This is a genomic window from Pseudomonas sp. 22085, assembly GCF_052045815.1.
Classification (GTDB): Bacteria; Pseudomonadota; Gammaproteobacteria; order Pseudomonadales; family Pseudomonadaceae; genus Aquipseudomonas; species Aquipseudomonas glycinae.
Genome location: NZ_JBQEQA010000019.1, coordinates 31,836 through 57,474, shown reverse-complemented (window position 1 = coordinate 57,474; position 25,639 = coordinate 31,836). Strand labels below are relative to the sequence as shown.

The 25,639-nt window shown below is 54.0% G+C and carries 22 protein-coding genes and 1 pseudogene; 15 read left to right on the top strand and 8 right to left on the bottom strand.

The genetic code is table 11. The features are described 5' to 3' along the window. Positions 1 to 218: 218 nt before the first annotated feature. Positions 219 to 2,174, bottom strand: coding sequence for an acetate--CoA ligase (acs, locus tag ACTJK7_RS22090; protein ID WP_440779797.1), 1,956 nt, complete (start codon positions 2,172 to 2,174; stop codon positions 219 to 221). Between the two features lie 452 nt (positions 2,175 to 2,626). On the opposite strand from acs, the gene ACTJK7_RS22085 reads away from it, so the two are divergent. The 6 genes from ACTJK7_RS22085 (at position 2,627) to ACTJK7_RS22060 (ending at position 10,412) form a co-directional block, all read left to right on the top strand. Beyond that, positions 2,627 to 2,887, top strand: a complete 261-nt coding sequence (locus ACTJK7_RS22085; RefSeq protein ID WP_011335542.1) for a DUF2790 domain-containing protein — start codon at positions 2,627 to 2,629, stop codon at positions 2,885 to 2,887. A gap of 555 nt (positions 2,888 to 3,442) precedes the next feature. Beyond that, on the top strand, positions 3,443 to 4,693 hold the full coding sequence (locus tag ACTJK7_RS22080; protein WP_007951068.1) for a ribonucleotide-diphosphate reductase subunit beta: 1,251 nt from the start codon (positions 3,443 to 3,445) through the stop codon (positions 4,691 to 4,693). A 419-nt stretch (positions 4,694 to 5,112) separates the two neighbouring features. Further along, positions 5,113 to 6,618 (top strand): DNA cytosine methyltransferase, encoded by a 1,506-nt coding sequence (locus tag ACTJK7_RS22075; protein ID WP_440779798.1) that lies wholly within the window; start codon positions 5,113 to 5,115, stop codon positions 6,616 to 6,618. Next, a complete protein-coding gene (locus tag ACTJK7_RS22070) occupies positions 6,584 to 8,260 on the top strand; it encodes an McrB family protein (RefSeq protein WP_440779799.1) in 1,677 nt (558 codons plus the stop codon). Before ACTJK7_RS22075 ends, ACTJK7_RS22070 begins: the two co-directional genes overlap by 35 nt. Positions 8,261 to 8,262: 2 nt before the next feature. Further along, entirely contained in the window at positions 8,263 to 9,921 is a 1,659-nt protein-coding gene (locus ACTJK7_RS22065; RefSeq protein WP_440779800.1) for a DUF2357 domain-containing protein, read from the top strand. Next, entirely contained in the window at positions 9,921 to 10,412 is a 492-nt protein-coding gene (locus ACTJK7_RS22060) for a very short patch repair endonuclease (RefSeq protein WP_440779801.1), read from the top strand. The genes ACTJK7_RS22065 and ACTJK7_RS22060 overlap by 1 nt, the downstream gene beginning before the upstream one ends. Positions 10,413 to 10,531: 119 nt before the next feature. On the opposite strand, the gene ACTJK7_RS22055 is transcribed toward ACTJK7_RS22060, so the two are convergent. Further along, positions 10,532 to 11,392: a hypothetical protein gene (locus ACTJK7_RS22055; RefSeq protein WP_440779803.1), complete on the bottom strand. Its 861-nt coding sequence runs from the start codon at positions 11,390 to 11,392 to the stop codon at positions 10,532 to 10,534. Then, positions 11,392 to 12,417: a hypothetical protein gene (locus ACTJK7_RS22050; protein ID WP_440779805.1), complete on the bottom strand. Its 1,026-nt coding sequence runs from the start codon at positions 12,415 to 12,417 to the stop codon at positions 11,392 to 11,394. The genes ACTJK7_RS22055 and ACTJK7_RS22050 overlap by 1 nt, the downstream gene beginning before the upstream one ends. Before the next feature lie 749 nt (positions 12,418 to 13,166). On the opposite strand from ACTJK7_RS22050, the gene ACTJK7_RS22045 reads away from it, so the two are divergent. Next, positions 13,167 to 13,676 carry a BRO-N domain-containing protein gene (locus tag ACTJK7_RS22045; protein WP_440779806.1) on the top strand — a complete coding sequence of 170 codons (510 nt, stop codon included), beginning with the start codon at positions 13,167 to 13,169 and terminating at the stop codon, positions 13,674 to 13,676. 172 nt (positions 13,677 to 13,848) lie between these two features. After that, the gene (locus ACTJK7_RS22040; protein WP_440779807.1) at positions 13,849 to 14,835 is read left to right on the top strand and encodes a hypothetical protein; all 987 of its coding nucleotides are present in this window, start codon (positions 13,849 to 13,851) and stop codon (positions 14,833 to 14,835) included. A gap of 3 nt (positions 14,836 to 14,838) precedes the next feature. Here ACTJK7_RS22040 and ACTJK7_RS22035 read toward each other — a convergent pair whose 3' ends face one another. The 3 genes from ACTJK7_RS22035 to ACTJK7_RS22025 form a co-directional block, all read right to left on the bottom strand. After that, complete coding sequence (locus ACTJK7_RS22035; protein ID WP_440779808.1) at positions 14,839 to 16,029, bottom strand: hypothetical protein; 1,191 nt, start codon at positions 16,027 to 16,029, stop codon at positions 14,839 to 14,841. A gap of 86 nt (positions 16,030 to 16,115) precedes the next feature. Further along, on the bottom strand, positions 16,116 to 16,835 hold the full coding sequence (locus ACTJK7_RS22030) for a DUF6933 domain-containing protein (RefSeq protein WP_236196550.1): 720 nt from the start codon (positions 16,833 to 16,835) through the stop codon (positions 16,116 to 16,118). A 56-nt stretch (positions 16,836 to 16,891) separates the two neighbouring features. Beyond that, on the bottom strand, positions 16,892 to 17,707 hold the full coding sequence (locus ACTJK7_RS22025) for a sulfite exporter TauE/SafE family protein (RefSeq protein ID WP_440779916.1): 816 nt from the start codon (positions 17,705 to 17,707) through the stop codon (positions 16,892 to 16,894). 113 nt (positions 17,708 to 17,820) lie between these two features. Between ACTJK7_RS22025 and ACTJK7_RS22020 the strand changes: the two genes are divergently transcribed. The 3 genes from ACTJK7_RS22020 to ACTJK7_RS22010 all read left to right on the top strand — a co-directional run bounded on the left by ACTJK7_RS22020 (position 17,821) and on the right by ACTJK7_RS22010 (position 19,363). Further along, positions 17,821 to 18,588 (top strand): AraC family transcriptional regulator, encoded by a 768-nt coding sequence (locus ACTJK7_RS22020; protein ID WP_440779810.1) that lies wholly within the window; start codon positions 17,821 to 17,823, stop codon positions 18,586 to 18,588. A 93-nt stretch (positions 18,589 to 18,681) separates the two neighbouring features. Further along, positions 18,682 to 18,999, top strand: coding sequence for an XRE family transcriptional regulator (locus tag ACTJK7_RS22015; protein WP_323151357.1), 318 nt, complete (start codon positions 18,682 to 18,684; stop codon positions 18,997 to 18,999). A 43-nt stretch (positions 19,000 to 19,042) separates the two neighbouring features. Continuing rightward, the gene (locus ACTJK7_RS22010) at positions 19,043 to 19,363 is read left to right on the top strand and encodes a helix-turn-helix domain-containing protein (protein WP_011335550.1); all 321 of its coding nucleotides are present in this window, start codon (positions 19,043 to 19,045) and stop codon (positions 19,361 to 19,363) included. Between the two features lie 49 nt (positions 19,364 to 19,412). On the opposite strand, the gene ACTJK7_RS22005 is transcribed toward ACTJK7_RS22010, so the two are convergent. Together ACTJK7_RS22005 and ACTJK7_RS22000 are read right to left on the bottom strand one after the other, a co-directional pair. Then, entirely contained in the window at positions 19,413 to 20,930 is a 1,518-nt protein-coding gene (locus ACTJK7_RS22005; protein ID WP_440779812.1) for an amidase family protein, read from the bottom strand. Between the two features lie 112 nt (positions 20,931 to 21,042). Continuing rightward, the gene (locus ACTJK7_RS22000; RefSeq protein WP_440779813.1) at positions 21,043 to 22,116 is read right to left on the bottom strand and encodes an MBL fold metallo-hydrolase; all 1,074 of its coding nucleotides are present in this window, start codon (positions 22,114 to 22,116) and stop codon (positions 21,043 to 21,045) included. Positions 22,117 to 22,331: 215 nt separating this feature from the next. Here ACTJK7_RS22000 and ACTJK7_RS21995 point away from each other — a divergent pair, with 215 nt between their 5' ends. The 4 genes and pseudogenes from ACTJK7_RS21995 to ACTJK7_RS21980 all read left to right on the top strand — a co-directional run bounded on the left by ACTJK7_RS21995 (position 22,332) and on the right by ACTJK7_RS21980 (position 25,634). Next, positions 22,332 to 22,940, top strand: coding sequence for a TetR/AcrR family transcriptional regulator (locus tag ACTJK7_RS21995; protein WP_440779814.1), 609 nt, complete (start codon positions 22,332 to 22,334; stop codon positions 22,938 to 22,940). Positions 22,941 to 23,086: 146 nt separating this feature from the next. After that, positions 23,087 to 24,139, top strand: a complete 1,053-nt coding sequence (locus ACTJK7_RS21990) for a diguanylate cyclase (protein ID WP_440779815.1) — start codon at positions 23,087 to 23,089, stop codon at positions 24,137 to 24,139. 175 nt (positions 24,140 to 24,314) lie between these two features. Beyond that, positions 24,315 to 25,088 (top strand): annotated as a pseudogene (locus ACTJK7_RS21985) (PAS domain-containing protein); the annotation flags it as partial. Continuing rightward, on the top strand, positions 25,074 to 25,634 hold the full coding sequence (locus tag ACTJK7_RS21980; RefSeq protein WP_419791545.1) for a methyl-accepting chemotaxis protein: 561 nt from the start codon (positions 25,074 to 25,076) through the stop codon (positions 25,632 to 25,634). The pseudogene ACTJK7_RS21985 and the gene ACTJK7_RS21980, both read left to right, overlap by 15 nt. Positions 25,635 to 25,639: the final 5 nt, after the last annotated feature.

Below are 25,639 nucleotides of genomic sequence, written 5' to 3'. Positions count from 1 at the left end.
ATCAGAGGGTTGCAGCTTTGCATGACAAACCGCTTTCGCTGGCAAGCCAGCTCCCACAGGTTTTGTGGTGTGCTGGAGGTTGCGGGAGCAACGGAGATCCCTGTGGGAGCTGGCTTGCCAGCGAAGGGGCCAGCACTAACAACCCCTAAACTCCAGACAACAAAAAGCCCCGCCCGGCGCAATGCCGGACGGGGCTTCTCAGCCTTCAGACCCGCCGCTTACGCGACGTTCATGGTCTTGTGCGTATCGATCAGATGCTGCACCACACCTGGATCCGCCAGGGTGGAGATGTCGCCCAACCCTTCGTATTCGGCGGTAGCGATCTTGCGCAGGATGCGGCGCATGATCTTGCCCGAACGGGTCTTCGGCAGCCCCGGCGCCCACTGGATCACGTCCGGCGAAGCGATCGGTCCGATCTCCTTGCGCACCCAGTTCTTCAGCTCCAGACGCAGTTGCTCGCTCGGCTCTTCGCCGTTCTTCAGGGTGACATAGACATAAATGCCCTGCCCCTTGATGTCGTGCGGCACACCGACCACCGCCGCTTCGGCGACTTTCGGGTGAGCGACCATCGCGCTTTCGATCTCGGCGGTACCCATGCGGTGGCCGGACACGTTGAGCACGTCGTCCACGCGACCGGTGATCCAGTAGTAACCGTCAGCATCGCGACGAGCACCGTCACCAGTGAAATACATGCCACGGAAAGTCTTGAAGTAGGTGTCGACGAAACGGTCGTGATCGCCGTACAGGGTGCGCGCCTGACCCGGCCACGAATCGAGAATCACCAGATTGCCCTCGGCCTCGCCCTCGATGATGTTGCCGAGGTTGTCCACCAGCGCCGGCACCACGCCGAAGAACGGACGTGCGGCCGAACCTGGCTTGAGCGCATGGGCGCCCGGCAGCGGGCTCATCATGTTGCCGCCGGTTTCGGTCTGCCACCAGGTATCGACGATCGGGCAACGGGATTTGCCGACGTTCTTGTAGTACCAGTCCCAGGCTTCCGGGTTGATCGGCTCGCCGACCGAACCGAGCAGACGCAGACTGCTGCCGTCCGCGCCCTCAACAGCGGCGGTGCCGGAGGCCATCATCGCGCGGATCGCGGTCGGTGCGGTATAGAGGATGTTGACCTTGTGCTTGTCGACGATCTTCGCCACCCGGGTGATGTCCGGGTAGTTCGGCACGCCTTCGAACAGCAGCGTGGTCGCGCCGTTGGCCAGCGGGCCGTAGACGATGTAGCTGTGACCGGTAACCCAGCCGACGTCGGCGGTGCACCAGTAGATTTCACCCGGACGGTAGTCGAACACGCGCTCGTGAGTCATCGCCGCGTACAACAGATAGCCGCCGGTGGTGTGCTGCACGCCCTTTGGCTTGCCGGTGGAGCCGGAGGTATAAAGGATGAACAACGCTTCTTCGGCGCCCATCTCTTTCGGCGCGCAGACGGTGCCTGCCACTTTCATCAGGTCTTCGTACCAGATGTCGCGATGCTGGTTCCACTTGATGTCGCCGCCGGTGCGCTTGCACACGATGACTTTCTGGATGCTGCTGGTTTCCGGGTTGGTCAGGGCGTCGTCGACGTTGGCCTTGAGGGAAATCTTCTTGCCGGCACGGATGCCTTCGTCAGCGGTGATCACCACTTTCGAGCGGCAGTCGATGATGCGACCGGCCAGGGCTTCCGGCGAGAAACCGCCAAACACCACCGAGTGAATCGCGCCGATCCGGGTACAGGCCAGCATGGCGACCACGGCTTCGGGAATCATCGGCATATAAATGGTCACCACGTCGCCGCGGTGTACGTCCTGGCCACGCAGGGCGTTGGCGAGCTTGCACACTTGTTCGTGCAACTCGCGGTAGGTGATGTTGCGGCTTTCGGAAGGATCGTCGCCTTCCCAGATGATGGCGGCCTGATCGCCGCGCTCGGCCAGATGGCGGTCGAGGCAGTTGTAGGAAACGTTCAGGGTGCCGTCGGCAAACCACTTGATGTCGACATGGTGATCGTCGAACGAAGTCTGTTTCACCGTGGTGAAAGGCTTGATCCAGTCGAGGCGCTTGGCTTGTTCGCGCCAGAAGCCGTCAGGGTTGACGACCGACTGTTGGTACATGGCTTTGTAGGTCGCCTCATCGGTCAGCGTATTGGCCAGAACCTCGGGACGAACGGGATACAGGGAAGCCGCACTCATCTTTCCTACCTCGGTGTAATAGTTGTTTTTGTATGACCCTGTTGTAGCCGGGGCGCCCGTATAGAACCATTCGACGATGGTAGTAACAAGCCCCTACAAAATATCCAGAAATGCCCTGAACACCCCTGAAGCAAACCCCGCAACCCTTGTGGGAACTGGCTTGCCAGCGATTCAGACGCCTCGTTTTCCCGGGAAAACCGCAGCACCGGCAACACGCTCTCCACGGATTGTTACCAAATCTGCCAAAGGTGTTTATCAAAACCGGGTCTGTTTACCCCTGCCCCGCCTCCCTAAAATTCACCTCGCCGACAAGGCAAAGCGATTAACAAGGTTACAGCCCCCACGAAGGCCGTTAATCCAGTTCTGAAGTAACAAAGCAAAACGATGAAGTTCCACACGCAACCCCAAAAAGGTTGCGTGACCCCACTCGACCTCAAGAAGGTAAATGTCAAATGAAAGCTTTATTGGTTCTGGCCCTCAGCAGTCTGTGCGCAACCGCCATGGCAGACGAGGTTCCGACTGATGTCGCCCAGCAACAACCGGCTATCGAGGAATACACTTACTCCACTCACCTGGACATCGCCAAAGTTGTTTCCATGAGCGAAGTTCCGAACGTCTGCGAAGTTGTTCCGGCGAAAATGGAATACGACGACTCCAAGGGTCAGCGTCACATCCTGCGTTACAGCATCATGGGCAACGGCTGCACCAATTGATGCGTTGAGACTGCACCGAATCGGATCACTCAGCGCAACATCGAGGGTCGATTCCAGCCCGGCTTCGGTCGGGCTCAGTTGTGTTTGAAGCGGCGCAAAAGGGTTGCAAAACACAAGATATAGTGAAAAACGCGGTTTTTTGCTCGTTTTTTGAGCAATCAATCACACGCCAAAAAATTAATGAAAAAATTTTCTCCGGGGCCAATCCCGGCGAAAGCCCTGTAAACCCTCGCTCCGATCGAAATCACCCGCGCGCTCGACCGCCCTGCGCTGTTTCGCCCTCCCCCACGCCCGTGTTTTTTTCCCTATAATGCCGCCCTAATCGGGTCAGCAATATTCCCTTACAGGGATCAAAGCCATTCTGAAGCCCCGCAGCAGCGACAACGCTGACCTGCGCCCGTCAGAGGCTCTCGGAAACCCGTAAAAATTTTCTGTTTATTGCCTGCGTAGCACCGCTGCAAAAAACGACATCCAACGCGGCCTGTACGGCCGTGTGAAAAACCAACCAATCAGTTTTCACACGGGCACAGGCCCTCACGCAGGAGACGACACGTCATGCTGAGCTGGGACGAATTCGACAAAGAAGACAGTGAAGTAGCAGCAGTGAAAGGCGCCAACGCCGGCCACGCTAGCGAAGCCAACATGGACCGCCTCGACAGCGCCGGCGGCGCCGCCGCCCTCGAAGCCCGCGCCGTGACCGCCGAAGATTCGGCCGCCGTGGCCCGCGCCAAGGCTGCACTGGATTCCCTCGACGTTGCCGAAGGCCTCGCCGAACTCGAAGGCTCCGCCGCCCGTGTCGCCGTTGACGAAAAGCGCATGATCAACTGCCGCGCCGACCTCAACCAGCTCGTGCCATTCAAGTACGACTGGGCCTGGCAGAAATACCTGGACGGCTGCGCAAACCACTGGATGCCGCAAGAAGTCAACATGACCGCCGACATCGCCCTCTGGAAAAACCCGGAAGGCCTGACCGACGACGAGCGCCGCATCGTGATGCGCAACCTCGGCTTCTTCTCCACCGCCGACTCCCTGGTTGCCAACAACCTGGCCCTGGCCGTGTATCGCCTGATCACCAACCCGGAATGCCGCCAGTACATCCTGCGCCAGGCGTTCGAAGAGGCGATCCACACCCACGCCTACCAGTACTGCATCGAATCGCTGGGCATGGATGAAGGCGAGATCTTCAACATGTACCACGAGATCCCGTCGGTCGCGAAAAAAGCCGCCTGGGGCCTGAAATACACCCGCGCCATCTCCGACCCGGAATTCAACACCGGCACCGTCGAAACCGACAAAGAGCTGCTGCGCAACCTGATCGCCTACTACTGCGTTCTGGAAGGCATCTTCTTCTACTGCGGCTTCACCCAGATCCTCTCCATGGGCCGCCGCAACAAAATGACCGGCGTCGCCGAGCAGTTCCAGTACATCCTGCGCGACGAATCCATGCACCTGAACTTCGGCATCGACGTGATCAACCAGATCAAAATCGAAAACCCACACCTGTGGGATGCCGAAATGAAGGAAGAAGCTTCGCAGATGATCCTGCAAGGCACCCAGCTGGAAATCGAATACGCCCGCGACACCATGCCTCGCGGCGTACTGGGCATGAACGCAGCGATGATGGAGGACTACCTGAAGTTCATCGCTAACCGTCGTTTGAGCCAGATTGGTTTGAAGGAAGAGTACCCAGGGACGACTAACCCGTTCCCTTGGATGAGCGAGATCATGGACTTGAAGAAAGAGAAGAATTTCTTTGAGACTCGGGTTATTGAGTATCAGACTGGTGGGGCGTTGAGCTGGGATTGATCTTTAAACGCCTACCTCACTGAGCCGCTTGAAAAGGCCCGGAATGCTTAAGGCAATCCGGGCCTTTTAGTCTCTGAAAAGTAATGCCCCTAAACATAAATAACCAATTTAGGCAGCGCCGGATGACGATGAATCCCCCTAAAACAGCCTGTCAGGGGATTGATGAAAGGGTGTGCGTTATGGTGCACAATGGCACCATTTCACCCTGGCCCCCAAGCATATGACTCACTTCCTCATTGCTCCTGAACGAAAGACCGTCGGGACTTTAGTCATGCTGCCTGAGAATGCTCACTTCCAAGTGCCAGCTGCAGCAGACGCAAATCACGCGTCGCCTGCGCATGGAGTACAAGGCTTCTTGGCGAGTACCGGGGACAACTGCAATTGCTTATTCGCCTGTCTTCGCGACAAGGATCTGATTCATGAGTAAAGATGTCATTCTTCGTAAACTAGCGCGCCTGCAAACCTCTGCGAAACCCCGCGTACTGGATCTTTTTTCCGGATGTGGCGGAATTTCCCTTGGCTTTGAGTCCGCAGGCTTCGAGATGCGAGGCTCCGTTGAGTTTGATCCTGATGCTGCACGATCGCATGGTCTGAATTTCCATGGCGGAGCAGAAGCTCACAGTCAACCAATTGACATCACAAAAACCTCTCCAGCTGAACTGTGCCATAAGCTTGATTTAGGCAACGTTGCTGATGCTTTCGATATCGTTGTAGGTGGCCCTCCCTGTCAAGCATTTGCTCGGGTTGGCAGGTCCAAGCTTCGCGAGATCGAAGAGCATCCCGAAGCATTCATCCATGATCCGCGCGCGCAGCTCTACAAAAAATACTTGGAGTACGTGGACGCGTTCCAGCCACTCGCCGTGCTTATGGAGAATGTGCCCGATATTCTGAATCATGGCGGCCAAAACATCGCTGAGGAAACCTGTGAAGTTCTGGAAGCCAAAGGCTATGTCTGTGGCTATACCTTGCTCAATGCCGCTTTTTATGGCGTCCCACAGATGCGGGAACGTATGTTCCTGATTGCTTATCGACGAGAGCTAGATGTAGAAGTTTCGTTTCCCTCCCCTAGCCACTGGCTGATATTGCCACCTGGATATGAAGGCACTCGCTCTGTTGCACTGAAGTCGTTGCGAAATTTAGTCGATCAGGCGCACTCCTACATAGACCCGCCTGCAGCAAATCCTGATCTCCCGCCGGCAGTTACAGCGGAAGACGCCCTACGCGATCTTCCAACAATCAATGCTCGTGAACTGCTTGCAGCAGGGAAGATCACTCGCGGTGCTCGCCGCTTTGATAATCCTGTCAGCTACAGCGGCAGAAAACCTTCTGCATATGCAGAACTGATGCGTACTTGGCTAGGTCATGAAGCGCCCAAAAACGGGTTAACGGACCATGTCATCCGATATCTCCCGCGTGACTATGAACTGTTTGCCCGCATGAACCCTGGGGATCAATATCCTGAGGCATATGCACATGCCATGAATATGTTCCAGGAACGTCTGGCAGTGGCTCGCGCCAATGGAGAAACTATCGTTGACGAATCATTTGAGTACAAAGCTCTGAAGGATTCGATTGTGCCTCCCTACGATGCAAGCAAATTTCCAAATAAATGGCGAAAGATGTGGCGCGACCAACCAGCACGCACACTTTTGGCCCACCTGGGAAAGGATGGCTATAGCCATATTCATTACGACAGTAATCAAGCTAGGACAATTTCGGTACGCGAGGCTGCTCGCTTGCAATCTTTCCCGGATGGTTTTCGCTTCAGCGGCACTATGAACCCCGCCTTCAAACAGATCGGCAATGCAGTTCCTCCTTTGTTGGCGAAGGCGCTAGCTACTCATATGATGCAAACACTCAAGAAGGCAATCACACAAAAGGATATGGCAGATGAGCCTCGTCGAGCGGCAACAGCAGTTTCTTGAAGCCGCCCAAAAACACTTCGGCACATCAAAAACAGTTCGTCCGCGAGAACTGTTCGGCGTCTCTAATAGTGCCAAGATTGTTGAGGGTGGTATTCAGCTCGGTGTAGTAAACCTGGATAACGTTAGAGAAGACACTGAGGCACTGATATTTGGTTGCGTTCTCCGATTCCCTCCAGAAGATGAAGTTTACTTCGCAGTTCTAGTTCGCAAAGACAAGGCGAATTTCCTAGAACGCTTGGCAAAAATGAAACGCCTAGGCTTGGTTAAAAAAACCTCAGGAAATGATTCAGAGTTTGCACTGGAAGCCGCTGAAAACGATGGGCAATTGGAACTCCCAGGCGCCACCATCAAGTACAGCGCCAGAAATAATCTCGTACCCATTTATTTGGCTAGAGATGGGCGGTTGTGGCTCCGCAACGCTAAATTCTGGGACAGCCTTGCTTTCGATCTCTCACCTTTCGGCCCCTCAACTGAGCCGGACGAAATCGTTGTCGCACTGTATCCGCCGACCGCTTCCGCAAGACGCAGCCTGCTGGCTCGCGAATTCATCGGATGGCTAGGTAGCTTGGTCGGCAGGGAGAAAATTCATGAACTTCCTGTTTGGACTGATACCGCGACGCTTAGCCCAGACATGCTACGTATGCCTTCAAGCCTTCCGATTGCGGAAATCGAGAAAGCCATCAAGACACTGGGTGGTCATTATCCAAATGGAGAAGTCCGGCGTTTTCACGCCGCACTTAACTTTCTTGACCATAAGCACTTTGTAATTCTTTCTGGACTTTCAGGCACAGGAAAGACGCAACTAGCGTTGAAATATGCACGAGCTGTTCATGGGTTAACCTCGAATACAGCTGCTGACCCGCTGCTTTTTGAATGTCCTGTTCGCCCAGAGTGGACTGACCCGACCGGGCTTACTGGGTACTACGACGTATTAACGAATCGCTACGTTGTACCGACCTTTCTAGAAGCCGTACTAGTCGCTACAGCGCACCGAGACTCTCCGGTATTTGTTATCCTCGATGAAATGAATCTCGCTCGGATTGAGTACTATCTCTCCGATATATTATCAGCCATAGAAACCCAGGGTTCCCTGCAGCTGCACTCGAATAGCGTGCCGCTAGAGGGCACCACCGGCGCCACTGTCCGAGCCGAAATCCCCTTACCCACTAATCTCTTCATCATCGGCACAATTAACATTGATGAAACAACCAACCCTGTCAGCGACAAAGTTCTTGATCGGGCATCAGTAATTGATATGTCGACGGTGGATGTACCGGGTTTCATGACCTCGCTCACAGAACGTTACCCCGAACTGGAGAAAGCGAAGAATGACTCTGAAGAGAAACTCACAGAAATCCACAGGCTCTTGGAACACTACGGTCTAGGGTTTGGTTACCGCGTGATTGAGGAGTTTGTGCGATATCACGCATTCGATGCCGAGCACTTGCAGAATCCTACTGACAGTGTCACAGATCAATTATTGGTACAAAAGGTTCTGGTTAAGCTGCGTGGTGCAGAGCGCCAGCGCCCACTGCTAAATGCTCTAGAAAAAGCCTGCAATGGCCTACCTAGTGCACAAAAATATGTCCGCAGGCTAATAAGTGATCTGGATGAGTTCGGCTCCTTCCAGGCGATGCGCTGAAAATGTCAACGCTACACATTCAAAGTGAAAGTGGAGGCCCTACTTGGCAGATTTGGCCGAAGCAGGATGCAATTCCTAGCGGTTCAATCAAGGAGGCGTCTTCTTATCTATTTGAGCTACGAGATAGCGAAGATGCACTTGATGCCGACCTTTTGATTGACGACATGCCGATCGAGGCTCTGCGTTCTCGCCAGCCACGTGTTGCACGCTGGCGATGGACGCCGGGTTTCCATGCTGGCTCTGTAGAAGTGGCTCTGCACCTCTCAGGTATGGGAGTGCGTCGCTTCGATATCACCACTGATCCTGATCTTCGCAAGCTGACTCGTGATGATTTTGATTCTATGGTGCGAGAGATTCTGGAAGATACCTTCGCCCTCTTCTCCCTTAGTGCTTTTCGCAAAGGAATCGCACGTCAATCAGGCAGTAAACCGCCACCGTTGGCGCGCCTAGAATTCCTCCGCTCTCGGGCCGAGGAAATTAAGCGAACGATTGAGGCGATCAACCGCGCTCCCAGGCATTTCCTCCGCGCCGAGCAGATCACCTTACCCTCTCATCGTGCCGTGCGAGCCACCGGGCCAGAAATCATAAAATCGTTTCGATCCGGACTTATCCGGACGGAGACCAATAGCCAATCCCGATTACCAACTGCGCTGGGTGGGCGCTTGCCCGCACAAATCATAGTCCGACAACGTCGCAACAGTGTTGATATTCCGGAGCACCGGCAGATCAAAGCATGCCTTAAATCTTGGGCAGCTTGGTTATCTGGCGTTGCAGATGTACTTGCTAGGACCAATCGTAGCGACGACTCGGATATAGTTTCTAAAAATGGAAATTGGGCTATACGCACGCGGCGAATTGCTCGCCAGTTAAACGAAGCTGCAGATTCAGGCTTTATGAGAGAGGTTACTGACAGCCCTCCAATACTGAAGATGTCTTCACTATTTCGCAACGATCCCGTTTACCACCGATTTTACCGCCTCTGGCAAGATATGAACTTAGGGCTCGCTGCACTATTTGGCGATTTTTTGCAAATGCCGTTGGCCAGAACCTACGAGCTGTACGAACTATGGTGTTTCCTCCGCCTCCTTCGCGCAGCAGTTCAAGAGTATGGCTCTACCGATGTGAACCTGAACAATCTGTTCGTAACTGATGCCGCCGGTGGCGTAACAATTTCCGCAGGTGCAATTACCGTCTCAATCAGCTCCGACAAGGTCCTGTGCTTCCAGCGTCAATACCGTGAATACTGGGTGGAACCAAACGGCAAAGGCAGCTTCAGCCGGGTCATGGTGCCAGATGTGGTTCTGGCAGGCACTGGGTTTGGCACTCCTGACAGACAGGTAATTGTCCTGGATGCGAAGTACCGTATCAGTGATAGTTTGAATGATGCATTGACTTCAATTCATATGTATCGCGACGCATTGGTACAGGAGACAGATAGCGGGGAAGTTGAGGGAATTGTTAAAGCCGCCTATCTGTTAACGCCCCACACACCTGCACTCAACTCTGATTTCAAAAATACGCCTGTACCGGGGAGGCTTTTTCACCCTCAATATCGAGATAAATTTCGCTTTGGAGCCATTACTCTCCGACCTGGGATGAGCAACGATGAAATCCGAAATAGCCTAAAGGCCATTGTCGCGGACGCGAAGGGAGAATTTTGATGACTGACGTACTCAGCCCAGAACAGCGAAAGCTCAACATGAGTAGGATCCGAGGCAGTGACACTAAGCCAGAAATGCTGATCCGAAGGAGCTTACATGCGAGAGGGTTTCGTTATCGATTACATGACCGCGAATTACCGGGCAGTCCAGACCTTGTACTTCCACGTTATCACGCTGTTATATTCGTCAACGGGTGCTTTTGGCACGGGCATAATTGTCCCATGTTCAAACTTCCATCGACTCGCCCAGAATTTTGGCTGCGTAAAATTGAGTCTAATCGCGCCAGAGACAACCTAGCCATTGAAACACTATTAAAACTCGGCTGGCGAGTTGCAAATATCTGGGAATGCAGCACCAAGGGTCCCTCAAAACTTACCACCGACGAAATTCTATCAATTCTCCAAGAGTTTCTGTTTGACGAAAAAATCAACTTTTTAAATATTTCAGGATTAGCAAATAAAATAAAACATAAAATCCGCGACACAGAATAGCATCACAGACCATTCGATCTTAAACCCACCACACCAACTTAAAAACCAAAAACCCACACAGATACAAAACCTACATCACTCAAACAAGCGCCACTCAGCCTCTCATCATAATTCCCAACTCACCCCCAAATCATTAGCTCGGACTCAAGAAGCTCGCGATACAAAAAAGCAAAATAGTTAATAAATATAGGATTACACACTTCAAGAAACTCGTCGGGACAATCCAAATCGCTCATTGACAAGTTTTTATCATGAAACAAATAATGAAAGAATTGATTTCTAAAGCCAATAATCAAGGTATCTATATGCTTATATTTTATCTCAATAGAATCAACAGTCTCAGAGACGATATCCTCAGATTTAAAGAAGCGCTTAACAACAGATACATTCTGCTGAGGATTACCAGTCCTAGAAAATGAAAACCTCGCAACAGAACTAGCAACAGAGCCATCCAGATGATTTCTTGAATATTTCTTGAGAACAGCCAAATCAGACTTAGCTCCTCCCTCGATCAATCCTTTAAACTCTGAAAAAGTATTATTAAACCCTCCTTTATTTATAATCGACACCATTGGCAAACACAGTGCAATCTGTTCAATTATCCTATAAATATGCAAGAAACAACCAATATCATTCCCCTCAACCTTATACCCAAACAAACTCTTTAGCTCATTGCAAATATTTTTATGGATAACCATGTTTTTTACATTTGCCGAGCGAAAAAATGTATCCAGCTGCTTTCGGGTATAGTTCGGAAATTTTGATGCAGCTTGCGCAATCGATCTTTTCGCCACCATTTGATGAGGTATTAGCATAAAATCAAATTCAAGCTTCCTCGGTTCTCTCGAACCGACCCTACCAACCCGTCCAATTCCGACAAGCAATAGAAGAGACTTTAATCTAAAGTTCTCAGAAGGAGTTGCACACCCATAAATAGAATTATGAAATTTCGCTGGCAAAAAAAAGTCAAATGCCGGCATTATTTCTGACTCAACTCAATTACAACATCACTATCTGGCGACACCTTGAACCGCGCTAAAGCGCCAAAGTACTCCGCAACCATTCTACGACGATAGTCTCCAACCTTAATTTTCTTTTTATCAAAATTCAGAAAAACACTTTCAAACCTAGCTATTTGCACAGTTAACGTCTCAATAGTCTCATCTTTTATTTCATTAAAATTATTTCTTGCAGCAACGCAAAAACCAATGAAATTATTCCCAGATAAGAACCACTTGCTTATAGCTGCATCCACACATCGATCAGCAACCCATCCTAAAATTTCAGTAAACTCATAACCATCAGAGCTTATATCACTTGCGATAATCCGCTCTGCAATTAGCTCATCCATTTTTTCTTCAATGATAAGCTTATTGTCTATCGCAGTGGTATTCGCTAGAAAAGCAATATATCCCTTCACGATGTCAGATCTGTGCACAGATAGCTTATTAGAAGACACTTGCTTTGACTTATGAGACTGATTTCTAAGAGACAAATTCTCAAAGTCGAACATAGTCTCCGACAAGATATCAATTTGGTGACGGGGAGACATTGGCTTTTGCCCATTATTCAACGTAATCATCCTGTAAAGCAAACGATCCATTGATGGTGCGACAATTATATTTAAATGGAGAATACGCTCATGAAATGCCGTTTGAGCCTCGCCTTCCAATTCATTATTTGCGCGATGAATTGCGCTAAGACGCTGAATACCGTCAAGAATAAATCCTTCGGATATATTTTCATTAATATATGCCTCATCGACAACTTGAGCACCATCCTGAATAACAAAAGCAATTGTTATTGGAGGAATAATACAACCTATCTTCAAGTCATTTCTAAGCCTACTATAAAACGAAGGATTTTGAAGATTCCTTTGAATATCTAGACGCTGGACCAAGGGATACAATCTTTCGATAGCTAATCCATACATTGTCTGACCAACAAAATAAGTTGCCCCAAGCACTTCATCCCGCAATGGAGCCCCAAACAAATCTATCTTCATCTTCCCCCCTATATTCCATACTTAAACGTACGCCATTTTAAACTGCACTATCCAGTCCCTGACGCAAACCTCAAACAATTCAAGATTAGCGTACATAATAGCCAAAAAACAACAGAACGATTTCAAAATAATCAAACATGGCACAAAAAATCGATATTCCTTGACAACCAAAAACGCTAACAACTCCCGCTTACCACCATTAAGAACTGGCACACATGGATGAGGTACTTCGATTTAGCAAGTTACAGTGCATGACAATACGTTCTGAGCTAATCAGACCGGCTCTTGATAGATTTTATCTACCAGGATCGGGAAATGGCCTTTTTACAGGCTCAATAATCAGTTCAGCGTCGGTATGCCCGTTTTTGAGGGTAGCTTCATATACCTCAGATAGCTTTTAGGGGGTTGACCCAAGGTAATAGCCCCCCTACCCTCTAAACCCGGCGCCTAAGAAACGCCTCAACCAGAGCGGTCCTCCGCACCCGACAGTCATGCGGCTTTTTTTCGTCTGCGGTTTCTCTACGCCTGCGAAAAATCCCGTTATGTCGGGAGTGGGCGAATACAAGACCCGAAAGGGGAATATGTCCGGCCCGTCTCTGGTGGGTTTCTTAGCTCCCGACACCCTTAACGAATGCCCTAAGAAAGCAGCCAGAGGTAAATGGAAATGCCTGACTATTCAGCCTTCACGATGAAGGCGAATCGTTGTACCCGCCATTCGATTCCCGTGCTCCCGACTCGGGAGGCACGTCATGTCTGAACCTCTTCGTCCAACTCGATTTGTCCGTAACAAAACCCACCTGCATGCCCTTCTTGTGGAGAACCAAGCCTGGTTCTGCGTCCATGAACTGGGGCGTCTGATGGGCAAATATCTGGATGAGCGACAACTGCGCAAACTCGATGCTGATCAGCGGCAGATGATGTGTGTGGAGACCTATGGCGAAGCCGGAGAACACTTGATGGTGAGCGAGTCAGGCGTATATGCGCTGCTGGTCTATCACTACTGCCCCGAGTATCGGCAGCTTCGCGAGTGGGTGACGCATCAGGTTGTACCCGCGCTGCGAGATGCCCGTCCGACGCGCTCGGTTGAGCGTCCGATACTGAGTGTTTTGAGCTGGCCCAAGATGTCGTTGAGCACATTGCACTGGCAGGATGAGCCGTGGATTCGGTTACGGGACATGCCCTGTTTGCTGGCGGAGGATCCGTTCAATCGGCAGGAATCCTGGTGGCGTAAAGCTTCACGAATGCTGCGTAGTTACTGACATAAAAAAACCGCTGCTTGAGTTTTCAAGCAGCGGTTTTTTTATGGCTCGGAGTTCTTGGGAGGACAATCGTCAGCAGACTGGTTCTGCATCATTCTGAAAACAATCAGTGCAACCCACCCCACCTCCCGCTATTAATACCCCTCCCCCACTCAAGGACCCGAGCCCCACCATGAAATTCGACCTCGCCTACTGCCTCAGCCTCGACGACAAACTGTCGATCTATGACGTTCGCGATCTCAATTTCGATGAGACGGTGGCGTTCGATTCTGCGAAGGAGCATTTCCAGTGCCCCAACGACGCCTGTCGTTCGGCATTCGATGCTTCCAACGAGTTGGGCACGTTCAACGCCAAGAACGTGAATTACGTGCGCACGCCGCACTTCAAGAATCTGCCCGGTACGCAGCATGTGGCGGGTTGTCCGTATGTGAGTGTGAAAACGTCGGCGTCAGGGGTTGAGGCGGCGGATGGGGAAACGGATGACGGGCGGGAGGAGCATTTTCCGTCGGAGTTGTTGCTGACGCGCCGTGAGTATGTGCGCAAGCCTGCCGCGCCAGCGGGGACGGCGGATGCGTTGCGGGATGATCCGGTGCGGGTGGCGGCTACTCCCTCAAAAGAATCGCCGAGTCGTGAGACGGCGCCCGACAAGACCAGCGTCTTCGCTCACCCCGTGGAGTGTTTTGTGTCGAACTTCGCGGACAAGGATTTGCTCAAGCGCATGCCGTTGAAGATTGGCGAACACACGGCGCCGTACAGTTCGTTCTTCAAGAAGATTGAGTATTTGATGGACAACAAGGGGCTGATTTACTGGGGCCGGATCAAGAAGATCGAGGACTTTCACAGCGCCAGTTTCCGGATCGATTTCGAGGACAAGGTCTGGTTCAAGAAGCCGGAGGACAGCAAGAAGAAGCCTTATCCGGTCAGTGTCTATCTCAACAAAAAGCTGATCGACAACTACCGCAAGCGCAAGGCGTTTCTGGAAGAGATCAAGCACGCGATCGACAGCGACAAGGAGTTGTTCTGCTTCTTTTATGGCGTGACGCCGGAGTTGAAGCAGGTGCCGGGCAAGAAGAACCCCGAAAAGCCTTTCGAGGTTTTCAATGCCAATATCGAGAATCTGGATCACTTCATCATTCGTGAAGCGCCGGGTCTGGCGTGATGGTTAGCCCTGGGGCAGTTGCAGTTTGACGGCGCCGGGGTGTTGTTTGATGAGGGAATACGGCAGGACTGACCAGTCTGGTCTATCGCAAGAACGTTGTACGCGGGCGAAATAGGCGCCCAGGTACAAACCTTTCGCAGTGAAGTACCACGGCGAAGAACCCCAAACGCTTTCTTCCGTGAAGTCGCAATCATCATCTTGCGTCGGTTTCTTCATTTCTGCGAGGTACAGGGCGGTGAATTGCTTGATCAGCCAAGGCACCAGCTCTTTGTTTTCATACTGATAACGCGCGTCACTTTCGGCTTGGCTCAAGGGTTTGTCACCCAGACTGTCTCGTTCGGCATGCAGAAGTGGCTTGCCCTCACCTACCCACAACACATCTTCGAGTGACAACGGATGGCCTGTTCTTACATCAATGTTAAGGGGTGAATCACCGAAGTCCGGATGCGCGCCACCACAGTAATAACTGGTCGAGATGTTCAGGCTGACCACGGCTGGAGAAATCATTTTGGGGTCTGCGTTCTGCATGAAGTCGACGTTTTCCCCACCCTGCAGCTGGCAACCGTGATAACGAATGACTTCATTCCACAATCGTCCAAGCAACTGCTGGTTAACCCGTTGCAGATCATCTTTTGGCAGACCGGACTCTACGCTGAACAACGAAATCTTCGACTCGGGCTCTGTCCACCATTGCAGGGTGTAACCCATGAAGTCTTGTTTCTTCAGCGGTTTGAGCTTGAGTCCCTGTAGTCGCAAATATTCATACGGCTCACCGTTTGGCAGCGCGGCGATGAAGGGCAGCGTAGAAGTTGTCGGCGCTGGAAGCCTGGCCTCGGAAAGTTGCACTGAAAGCTTCTTGCCCTTCGGACTTTGCCACTCGCCCTGCCAGCCAGTGGCAGTTTCTTCCAGTTTCAAAGTTGGCAGTGGCTTGTCGTCGCTGTAGCGATTGTTGCCTTCGACCAGCGTCAGGGTGCCGTCCTGCAATGACCCGCTGAGGGGCAGGTCCCGATGGTATTTTTCGTAGAAGTAACGACCGGTCACTTCATCCGGGTTCTGGGTATTGATCTCGACCACAATCGGCGTCTTGCCCAGCGTGCCGGTGAACACGCGCCGGACATCTTCGGCATGGGCGGTGGAAATGAGTGTGAACAACGCCACGGCGTATGGCGCCAGGCGCAACAGTCCCTTGAGCATGGATCGATCCCTGAGTGAGTCGGAGGTCGCGCCGGGACGTGGGTGCCGGCGCTGGAAAAATCGGGGCGGATTATGGCGGGGGTTGTTTAAGTAATCGAGTTTTGTCGGTTGTATTCCTTCAGCCAGGCTTCGTGCTCAGCTGCTGCGATCTCCCGATACACTTGCTTGCGCCGGTCCTTGGCCGCTTGAACTTCGTCCTCATCCAGAGCGCAATAACGACGAAGCCAATGAACGGTCATCTCCTCATCCGGGTAGTAATAACCCTTTGTGCCCTTACTGTTTCTCGGGGTGTCGTTCATCTGCGCGTCGAACACCATGGCTGCGACTTCATCAGGCGGTAAACAACCGGTTCCTGCGGCCTTGTCCTGGAAGACCCAGGCAATTTCATCGATGTGTTTTTGTGCGCTGCGATGGCTGCGGCGATAGAACTGCTGCGGTCGACACATCCACTGGAATCGCTCAATCAACGGTTCGATATCAATCCACTCGGAGAGCCCGTGATGGGTTGCATGAAGCATTACACCGTTGAACCAGCGATCAGCGAATTGCCCCACAAATACATCCAGATCGGCCTTTTTCATGTCGGCGAAAACCATGCAATAGCGAGTCTTGATATGCATGGCGAACAGTACATGCTTTCGTTGCACAGTGATCGCATGCACCAGCCACTGTTCGATACCACTGTCCATCTCATCATCTTCGACGGTTGATGATGGCGGGGCGAAATCCACCGGGGTGATATTTTTGCCCTGGTGGACACGACTGAAGAACTTGCTGGCGGCTTCGGTGCAATTGAAGATCAGCATCCTTGATCTCTAATAAATACTGGAAGTGGTCGATTGATGGACTGTCGACTTGCGAACTACCTCGCCGACATTCCCAACATCACAATAACCAACAATCCAATATAAACCCAAGCATGCACCCGATCCGGTATCCGTCCGATCCACGGCGTGGCCAGTCGAATCCCCAGCATCGAGCCCAGCGTCAGCACCGCAAACGCCAGCAGATCCACATATCCGACAAACCATGACCCGAGGTCTGTCTCGCTAAATCCAGCCATCACCATGTAGGTCAGCGTCCCCGCCAGCGCCACGGGCACGCTCAGCGGATTGGCCATGGACGTCGCCTGCGACATGCTCAACCCGCAACGCCGCAACAACGGCACGGTCATGACGCTTCCTCCTACGCCGAGAAAGGTTGCGATGGCGCCAATGCCTACACCGCCGCCAGATGTTTCCACCGTTCCCAGTCGACGTGGGACGGCGCCTTGGGATTGTGTAAGAAAGCTGCGTCGCAGCAGGCAATCGATAATCGTCACGCCGAGGTAGGCGATGAAGGCATAGCGAATGACTTCGCCGCTGACCCACACCGCGGCGATTGCGCCGACGACCGCGCCCAATCCGATGAATCCGCCCAAGGGCCACAGGTAATCACGGATGAGGTTGCCGGCGCGGCGGTGTTTGTCGGTGGCGACCAGTGCGTTGACGATCATCACGCAGGTCGAGGTGGCGACAGCGATGTGCATGGCGGATTGGCTGATCGGGTCGTCGGCGCCGTGGCTCGCGGTGAGCATGCGGTACAGCAGTGGCACGACGATGAAGCCGCCGCCGAAGCCGAAGAGCACGGCGGTGACGCCGGTCAGGCAGCCGAAGAGTGTCAGCAGGAGGTAGAACATGGCGCGTCGTCCGTTGATGGGGGAGCCGTCGACGATAGAGCCGCTGCGCTTGGCCTGCTTCAGCAAGTCAGCCAATAATGTTTGCGTTTACGCCAACTGCTGGGTGCCGCTCGATGCGCAATGTTTCGATCAATCTGCTGGATGACACGCCGCGCCCGGTGGTGGCGATCGGTACGGATTATTCCCACGGCTATCTGTTGCCACGTCATACGCATCGGCGGGCGCAATTGTTGTACGGCGCGACCGGGGTGATGCAGGTCAGCACGCATGATGGCAACTGGGTGGTGCCGCCGCAGCGGGCGGTGTGGATTCCGCCGGGGGTGGCGCATGAGGTGTTGATGCTGGGGGTCAGCACGCGCAGTTTGTATATCGAGCCGGGGGCGGTGGATCTGGGCGAACGTTGTCAGGTGATCAGTGTGTCGCCATTGATCCGGCACTTGCTGATGGAAGCCGTGGAACTGCCGCTGACCTATGACTTGACCGGGCGCGACGGCGTGTTGATCGATTTGTTGCTGCATGAATTGGTGCGCAGTGCGCCACTTCCGTTGCATATCCCGCTGCCTTCTGACGGACGACTGCTCGAACTGTGTCAGACCTTTCTGCATCAACCGAATGCCCATCAATCCCCCCAGCAATGGGCCGATCAACTGCACGTAAGCTTGCGCACCTTCAACAGATTGTTTCGTCTACAGACCGGCCTGAGTTTCAGTCGATGGCGCCAGCGCGCCTGCGTGGTACTGGCGCTGGCACGTCTGGCGGCGGGTGAAGCGGTGACGCGGATTGCCCTGGATTTCGGCTACGACAGCCCGGCGGCGTTCTCGACGATGTTCCGCCGGATCCTCGGTCAGGCACCGTCCGTCTGGTTGGAGGCGGCGAACTAGGGCAAATCAAAAAATGCGTTTGATCCCGGCCGAAAACAACTGTACAAAAACACAGTACATTTTCCATCAGCACTCTCGAGCCCGGAGCACACCATGGCCTCTTCAGCGATGAACCTCATCCTCGAACGTATCGCCCTTTTCCAGTTCACCCCCACCCATTGCGCCCAGGCCCGAGGGATGTTGGGCTGGAGCATCGAACAGTTGTCGCGGGAGGCCAAGGTTTCAGCAGACGACATTCAGCGGTTCGAGGCGCAGCATGACGTGGCGGACGCGGTGCGGCTGGCGTTGACCTATCGGTTCGAGGCGCAGGGGTTGGTGTTCTTTCCGGGGTTTGCGCCGGGGCGTGGGGGGAATGTCGGAGGTGCGATGCCCACGTCGGTTGATCGCGAAACTTATGCAATGGCTGATTGAAAAGACCCGTTGAGGTCGGCCCACACGCGGAAGGAACTCGAAATTGATTGGAATCGAAGAAAGCAGAGGGAACATCTACGAGGATCTAGAGATACCAAACGCCAATGAGATGAGGATCAAATCACAGCTTTCCTCAAAGATCGGTGAAATCATCAAAGCGCGTCATCTCACTCAATCTCAAGCTTCTGAAATCTTGGGGTTATCACAACCCAAGCTATCCGAAATGCTGAGAGGAAAATTCCGCGGCATCAGTGAGGCCAAGATGATGGAATGCCTTTCCCACCTCGGCCGAGATGTGCAGATTGTGGTCAAACCGGCCCCCCGCTCTCGCAAAGAGGGCCGAATTGAGGTGGTGTTCGCTTGATACGGCAGTGCTTGAAATAGTCGAAGACAACGCACTGCCAACAAGGTGTTTACTCCTTGAAACCCGGATGACGCAATTCCATCGAAGCCTGTTCGTAGCTGTACGCCATGGCAAACAACTGTGGCTCGCTCCACTGCTGGCCGTAGAAGGTCACGGAGGTCGGCGTGGCGTCATCGTTCATGCCCGAGGGCAAGGTGATTGCCGGGTAGCCTGCGGTGGCGGCGGAGAACTGGGAAAAGCCGTCCGCTTCGGCGAACAGCGCATCCAGATTGTGCTCACGCACCTGCTCATCGATAGCGTCTTTGAAGTTCTGACTGATAGTAGCAAGCAGTGTGCTCGACTCTTGGCGGGAAAGCGCCGATGCGTTGATGGCCTCAAGCGTCTGCTGGCCGAATGAATCGTCAACGGGGTTGGCTTGGTTGAAATCTATCAGTGCCTGCAAGGAGTCAATCGGCAAGCCTTGGCGACTGGCGAGATATTCGGGCAGCTCATGCTTCATCGCGCCCATCAGACCGTTAATGTAGTCATCGATGTCCGGCAGACGCACAGTCAGCGGGACCAGCGTAGCGCCTTGCTCTTCCAGCGTGGCCATTGCAGCAAGCATCTCCAGACTCGGGTTCAGTACCGTAGCGTGGGATCCGGTGTATGCAACCGGATAACCGATCCGTTTGCCTTGCAGCGCTTCACTGGAGAGCAATGCGGTGTAGTCGACGCCAGTGGGCGCGTCGGCAGTGGCACTGTCAGAGGCATCAACGCCTTGCATGACGTTGAACAACAGCGCGGCATCCCGCACGGTTCGGGTCATTGTGCCCGGCGTGTCTTGCAAGCGGGTGATAGGCACGATGCCGGAGCGGCTGAACAATCCGAGCGTCGGTTTGACGCCAACCACACCATTGGCCGACGCTGGGCAACTGATCGAGCCGTTGGTTTCAGTTCCCAGAGCCAGTGGAGCGAGCCCTGCGGCAATCGCTGCCGCCGAACCTGAACTGGATCCACAGGTACTTTCGCTGAGGACATGAGGATTTTTCCCCTGACCACCGCGCCCGCTCCACCCCAAGGGCAGTGACAAGTCCCGCATCCCCGACCACTCGCTCATGTTGGCCTTGCCCAGCAGGATGGCGCCGGCATCGCGCAGTTGTTTAACCGTGAACGCATCTTGAGCCGCCGGTTGCCCGACCATGGCCAGTGAGCCTGCACTGGTTTGCATGTTGTCGGCGGTATTGAAGTTGTCTTTCAGCAGCACGGGAATACCGTGCAGCGGCCCACGGATCTTGCCTTGCGCACGCTCTTCATCCATCGCGGCTGCGATGTCGAGAGCCTGGGAGTTCATTTCGATAATGGCATTGAGGGTCGGACCTTGCTTGTCCAGATCCGCAATGCGTGTGATGAGGTGCTGAACCAGCGCGACTGAAGTCAGTTCGTTGCTGACCATCATTGCACTCAGCTCGCTGGCGCTTGCGTACTCAAGGGGTGCGCTGGAGGGCGCCGCGAAGGCGCCGCTGCTGGTGAGCGAAAGCAGGAAGGCCTGCGCGAGCGCATTCTGTCTGCCGTTAAAGCGGAATTTCATTTTCTAATCCTTGTTTAAGCCAATCACGAGTGAGTCATTTCACTCGCGACCAAGCCTACCGAAGCCGCAGGAATCGGCTGTCAGCAACAAGAACCAGTACCGGTAGGAAAACTCACCCAGCCTTGTAGCCGCTACAAGCAATGCTCCCTTTTTCTGACATCTCTTGTTCCATTTCCAACCACCACGCGTCCCCACGCTGCGGTTGCATCAGGTTAAAAGCCTCGCCCATTCTCGGCGTGGTGATCGACACGCTGCGTTCCCATGCCAGCGCAAGAATGCGGTCGAACGGCTCATGCCAGGCGTGCATCGCCAGATCGAACGTGCCGTTGTGGATCGGGAACAGCCAGCGGCCCTTGAGGTCGAGGTGAGCCTGCAATGTTTCTTCAGGTTGCATGTGCACGTGAGGCCATTCGACGTTGTAGGCGCCGGTCTCCATCAGCGTCAGGTCGAACGGTCCGTACTCTTCACCAATGCGTTTAAACCCGTCGAAGTAGCCGCTGTCGCCGCTGAAGAAGATGCGTTTGTCACCGTCGATGATGACCCAGGATGCCCACAGCGTCTGGTTGCTATCGAACAGGCCCCGACCGGAAAAGTGCTGCGACGGGGTGGCGATGAAGCGGATGCCGGCGACTTCGGTGCCCTGCCACCAGTCGAACTGGCGGATCTTGCTGCCATCGATGCCCCATTTGATCAGGGTGTCACCGACGCCCAGCGGGGTCAGGAACACGTTGACCTTGTCCGCCAGTTTCAGCACTGCTTCATAGTCGAGGTGGTCGTAGTGGTTATGCGACAGGATCATCGCTTCGATCGGCGGCAATTCATCGATGCTGATCGGTGGCTGGTGAAAGCGTTTCGGCCCGGCCCATTGCACCGGCGAGGCGCGCTCGGCGAACACCGGATCGGTGATCCAGAATTTGTGTTGCAGCTTGAGCAGCAAGGTCGAATGGCCGAGGCGATAAACACTGTGGTTGGGTGCCGCGATCAGGTCGGCGCGGGTCAGTGGCTGCACTGGGATGGCCGACGCAGGACGGGTGTTACGTGGCTTGTGGAAGATCATGTTCCACATGATCCGCAGCATCTTGCGCAAACCTTCGCGCTGCACCGGCGCGTGGTTGCGGAAAGTCCCTTCGGCCTGGCGCGAAGCTTCAGGTGCTGGACTAACCGCGGGAGAATTTGATTTGGCCATGACTGAATGACTCCGGAAACACCGCGCAATTCACGGCTTTCCACGGTGGGACGATAAATGGCCAAGGCACGCACGCATCAGCCGGACATCGGGTTTTAGATTGCACCGATTAACGCAACATTACACTGACCGGTGTACTTTCTAGGTTGCATCAAACCCGATGACAAGTAAACTGCCGAGTGTAACTTCACCCTTTTTTCTGCCGAATCGAATTTATGACAGCTCCTCAGCGCCTCACTGACCGTAAACGCGAAGCCATCATCCAGGCTGCGATCACCGAATTTCGTACCAACGGTTTCGAGGTCACCAGCATGGACAAGATTGCGGCCACGGCCGGGGTATCGAAGCGCACGGTGTACAACCATTTTCCGAGCAAGGAAGAGCTGTTCGCCGAAATTCTCAACCAGTTGTGGGCACGGATCAGCACCGAGCAAACCGTCTCGTATCAGCCCGATCAGCCATTGCGCGATCAATTGCGAACCATGCTGCTGGCCAAACTGCAAATGATGGCGGACGACAATTTCATGAATCTGGCCCGTGTCGCCATCGCGGCGGCGATCCATTCGCCGGAGCGCGCGCAGAACATGGTCGCGCGTATGGACGAACGTGAGGAAAGCGTGACGGTGTGGATTCGCGCCGCCCAAGCGGATGGTCGATTGAAACCGGTCGATCCGGCGTTCGCCGCCCATCAAGTGCAAGGGCTGCTGAAAACCTTTGCCTTCTGGCCACAGATCTCCCTGGGCCAACCCTCGCTCGACAGCACTACGCAAAATGCCGTGGTCGACTCTGCACTCGATATGTTCCTGACCTGCTATCAGCTCTAGCTCAGGCCTGCGCCATGGTAAATGGCTCACAAGGACACTGAATTTTCCCGCTGGAATAAATGACAATGTCTGTCATTGGCCGATGAACGGTCTGTCTGAAGAATTACACTGCAAAGTGTTTCAGAATGAATCTGGCGTAGAACATCATGGAAAACCAACGCGGCAAAGGTTTGTCATTCGCCAGGCGCATTTACTTGCCGCGGGCCATCGGATTAGGCATCGGCTTCTTCAGTGTGGGTGCCGCGCTGTATCCGTTGAACATGCCGTCCTGGCTCTGGGCCGTGTTGCTGTTTAACGGCTTTCTCTGGCCGCATGTGGCCTATCAATGGTCGACCCGCTCGGCCTTTCCGTATCGCGCCGAACGCCGCAACCTGCTCTATGATTCGGTATTCGGTGGTTTCTGGACCGCCTGTTTCCAGTTCAATCCGCTGACCACGGTGACCATTCTGTCGATGATGACCATGAACAACGTGGCCGCCGGTGGCGTGCGCCTGTTCTGGCTGGGCGCCCTCGCCCAGGTGATCGGCGTGCTGCTGGGCTGGTCAGTGTTCGGCATCCATTTCACCCTGACGGCTACACAGACTCAGGTCTTGGCCTGCCTGCCAATGCTGACCCTTTATCCGCTGGCGCTTGGCATGGTCTGTTACCGGTTGGCGATCAAACTCGCCGAACACAAACGCACCCTGAGCGCCCTGAGCCGTACCGACAGCCTGACCGGACTGCTCAACCACGGCGCCTGGAAAGACCTGTTGCACCTCAAGTTCCAACAGTGCCGCCAGCACAATTCCCAAGCCATCCTGGCGCTGATCGACATCGATCATTTCAAGTCGATCAACGACAGTTACGGGCACATCGTCGGCGACGCGGTGCTGCGGCAGTTAAGCCATGAGCTGAAATTCGTACTCGACGAAAGCAAGCTGGCCGGGCGTTACGGTGGCGATGAATTCTGCGTGATCCTGCCCAACCTGCCCCTGAGCAAGGCTGAAGCGCTGATGGAGCAACTGCGTCAGGCACTGGATCGATACCGCCATCCCGACGTTTCCGAACTGCGGGTCAGCCTGAGTATCGGGCTTGCTCGCTATCAAACCTCTTACGCCGATGCCCTTGAGTGGTTCGAAGATTCCGACAAGGCGTTGTACACGGCCAAGCACACGGGACGTAACACAATCAGCGTAGCGTTGAGCCAATCACCCGCCTGAAAAAACTTGTACAAAATTGAGAAAAATCGATTTCTTGTACAAGTTTATAAAGTTTTGTATAAGTTAATCCGCCAGCCAGGATGCTGGCACACTGCTTCCAGCCATCGAGCTATCTGGCTGGCTGACGCGGAAACAGGGACCCCACCTTCAGCCCTATTTCCAGAGTGCCACGAGCATGATTTTCAATCGTCACAAGACCGCCCTCGTCGATCTTCAAAACACCATCAACCAACAAGCCGGCCTGTTGGAAGCGATCAACCGCTCCATGGCAGTGATCGAATTCGATGTCGACGGTGTCGTTCTGCGCGCCAACGACAACTTCCTGAAAACCATGGGTTACACCCGCGAACAGGTGGTCGGGCAGCCTCATCGCCATTTCTGTTCTCCAGAGTTTGCCCGTGGCAATCAGTACACCGAATTATGGTCGCGATTGAAAAGCGGCCAATTCCAGTCCGGCACCTTTGAACGCATCGACAGTCAGGGCCGACCGATCTGGCTCGAAGCCAGCTATAACCCGATCAAGGATGACTCGGGCCGCGTAGTGAAAGTGGTCAAGTACGCCATGGATGTCACCGCGAAAGTGCAGCAGGAAAGCGAAGCCAATGCGAAATTGCAGGCGATCGACCGCGCCATGGCGGTGATCGAATTCGATCTCGACGGCAATATTCTCACCGCCAATCAGAATTTCCTGACGCGCATGGGTTACACCCTTGCCGAACTCAAAGGCAAACATCACCGCTTGTTCTGCCCCGCGCAACTGGTCAACAGCAGCGCCTACCAGGATTTCTGGCGCCGGTTGAATCAGGGCGAACTGTTTCAGGGCCAGTTCGAACGCGTCGACAAACGTGGTCAGACCGTATGGCTGGAAGCCAATTACAACCCGGTCTACGACGCCGCCGGCCGCTTGTGCAAAGTGGTGAAGTTCGCGTCGGACGTGACCGCCCGGGTCGAACAGCACGAGCAGGATGCGCGCAGTGCCAGCGCCGCCTATCACATCTCGGTGGCCACCCGAAAAGTCGCCGAGCAAGGTACGCAAGTGATTCAGCAAGCCGCCTGTGAAATGCGCGAGATTGCCGACGATATTGCCGAATCCTCAACCCTCATCGCGCAGCTCGGCGAGCGCTCCGAGCAGATCACCGCCATCGTCAACACCATCCGCGCGATTGCCGATCAGACCAATCTTTTGGCCCTGAACGCTGCAATCGAAGCCGCCCGAGCCGGCGAACAGGGTCGCGGTTTTGCCGTGGTGGCCGATGAAGTGCGGCAGTTGGCAGCGCGCACCAGCGGCTCCACTGCGGAAATTTCCAACATGATCAGCCTGATCCAGACCGAAACCCGTCAGGCGATCAAGAGCATGGACGGCACCCGTGGTCGAGCGGCGCAAGGCGTCGAGCTGGCGGATCAGGCCGGTACGGTGATTCTGCAGATTCGGGACGGCGCCAGCGAAGCCGTGGAAGCGGTGAGCATGTTTGCCAACGAGCGTGCGCCGGGATAAGGCCA

Excerpts from the sequence above, each read along its gene's own strand:
- ACTJK7_RS22020 (WP_440779810.1), top strand. The coding sequence starts at position 17,821 with ATGCGCAATGTTTCGATCAATCTGCTGGATGACACGCCGCGCCCGGTG.
- ACTJK7_RS22005 (WP_440779812.1), bottom strand. The coding sequence starts at position 20,930 with ATGAAATTCCGCTTTAACGGCAGACAGAATGCGCTCGCGCAGGCCTTC.
- ACTJK7_RS22040 (WP_440779807.1), top strand. The coding sequence starts at position 13,849 with ATGAAATTCGACCTCGCCTACTGCCTCAGCCTCGACGACAAACTGTCG.
- acs (WP_440779797.1), bottom strand. The coding sequence starts at position 2,174 with ATGAGTGCGGCTTCCCTGTATCCCGTTCGTCCCGAGGTTCTGGCCAAT.
- ACTJK7_RS22030 (WP_236196550.1), bottom strand. The coding sequence starts at position 16,835 with ATGCTGATCTTCAATTGCACCGAAGCCGCCAGCAAGTTCTTCAGTCGT.
- ACTJK7_RS22080 (WP_007951068.1), top strand. The coding sequence starts at position 3,443 with ATGCTGAGCTGGGACGAATTCGACAAAGAAGACAGTGAAGTAGCAGCA.
- ACTJK7_RS22050 (WP_440779805.1), bottom strand. The coding sequence starts at position 12,417 with ATGAAGATAGATTTGTTTGGGGCTCCATTGCGGGATGAAGTGCTTGGG.
- ACTJK7_RS22065 (WP_440779800.1), top strand. The coding sequence starts at position 8,263 with ATGTCAACGCTACACATTCAAAGTGAAAGTGGAGGCCCTACTTGGCAG.
- ACTJK7_RS22075 (WP_440779798.1), top strand. The coding sequence starts at position 5,113 with ATGAGTAAAGATGTCATTCTTCGTAAACTAGCGCGCCTGCAAACCTCT.
- ACTJK7_RS21995 (WP_440779814.1), top strand. The coding sequence starts at position 22,332 with ATGACAGCTCCTCAGCGCCTCACTGACCGTAAACGCGAAGCCATCATC.
- ACTJK7_RS22055 (WP_440779803.1), bottom strand. The coding sequence starts at position 11,392 with ATGCCGGCATTTGACTTTTTTTTGCCAGCGAAATTTCATAATTCTATT.
- ACTJK7_RS22070 (WP_440779799.1), top strand. The coding sequence starts at position 6,584 with ATGAGCCTCGTCGAGCGGCAACAGCAGTTTCTTGAAGCCGCCCAAAAA.
- ACTJK7_RS21990 (WP_440779815.1), top strand. The coding sequence starts at position 23,087 with ATGGAAAACCAACGCGGCAAAGGTTTGTCATTCGCCAGGCGCATTTAC.
- ACTJK7_RS22000 (WP_440779813.1), bottom strand. The coding sequence starts at position 22,116 with ATGGCCAAATCAAATTCTCCCGCGGTTAGTCCAGCACCTGAAGCTTCG.
- ACTJK7_RS22015 (WP_323151357.1), top strand. The coding sequence starts at position 18,682 with ATGGCCTCTTCAGCGATGAACCTCATCCTCGAACGTATCGCCCTTTTC.
- ACTJK7_RS22060 (WP_440779801.1), top strand. The coding sequence starts at position 9,921 with ATGACTGACGTACTCAGCCCAGAACAGCGAAAGCTCAACATGAGTAGG.
- ACTJK7_RS22085 (WP_011335542.1), top strand. The coding sequence starts at position 2,627 with ATGAAAGCTTTATTGGTTCTGGCCCTCAGCAGTCTGTGCGCAACCGCC.
- ACTJK7_RS22035 (WP_440779808.1), bottom strand. The coding sequence starts at position 16,029 with ATGCTCAAGGGACTGTTGCGCCTGGCGCCATACGCCGTGGCGTTGTTC.
- ACTJK7_RS22025 (WP_440779916.1), bottom strand. The coding sequence starts at position 17,707 with ATGTTCTACCTCCTGCTGACACTCTTCGGCTGCCTGACCGGCGTCACC.
- ACTJK7_RS22045 (WP_440779806.1), top strand. The coding sequence starts at position 13,167 with ATGTCTGAACCTCTTCGTCCAACTCGATTTGTCCGTAACAAAACCCAC.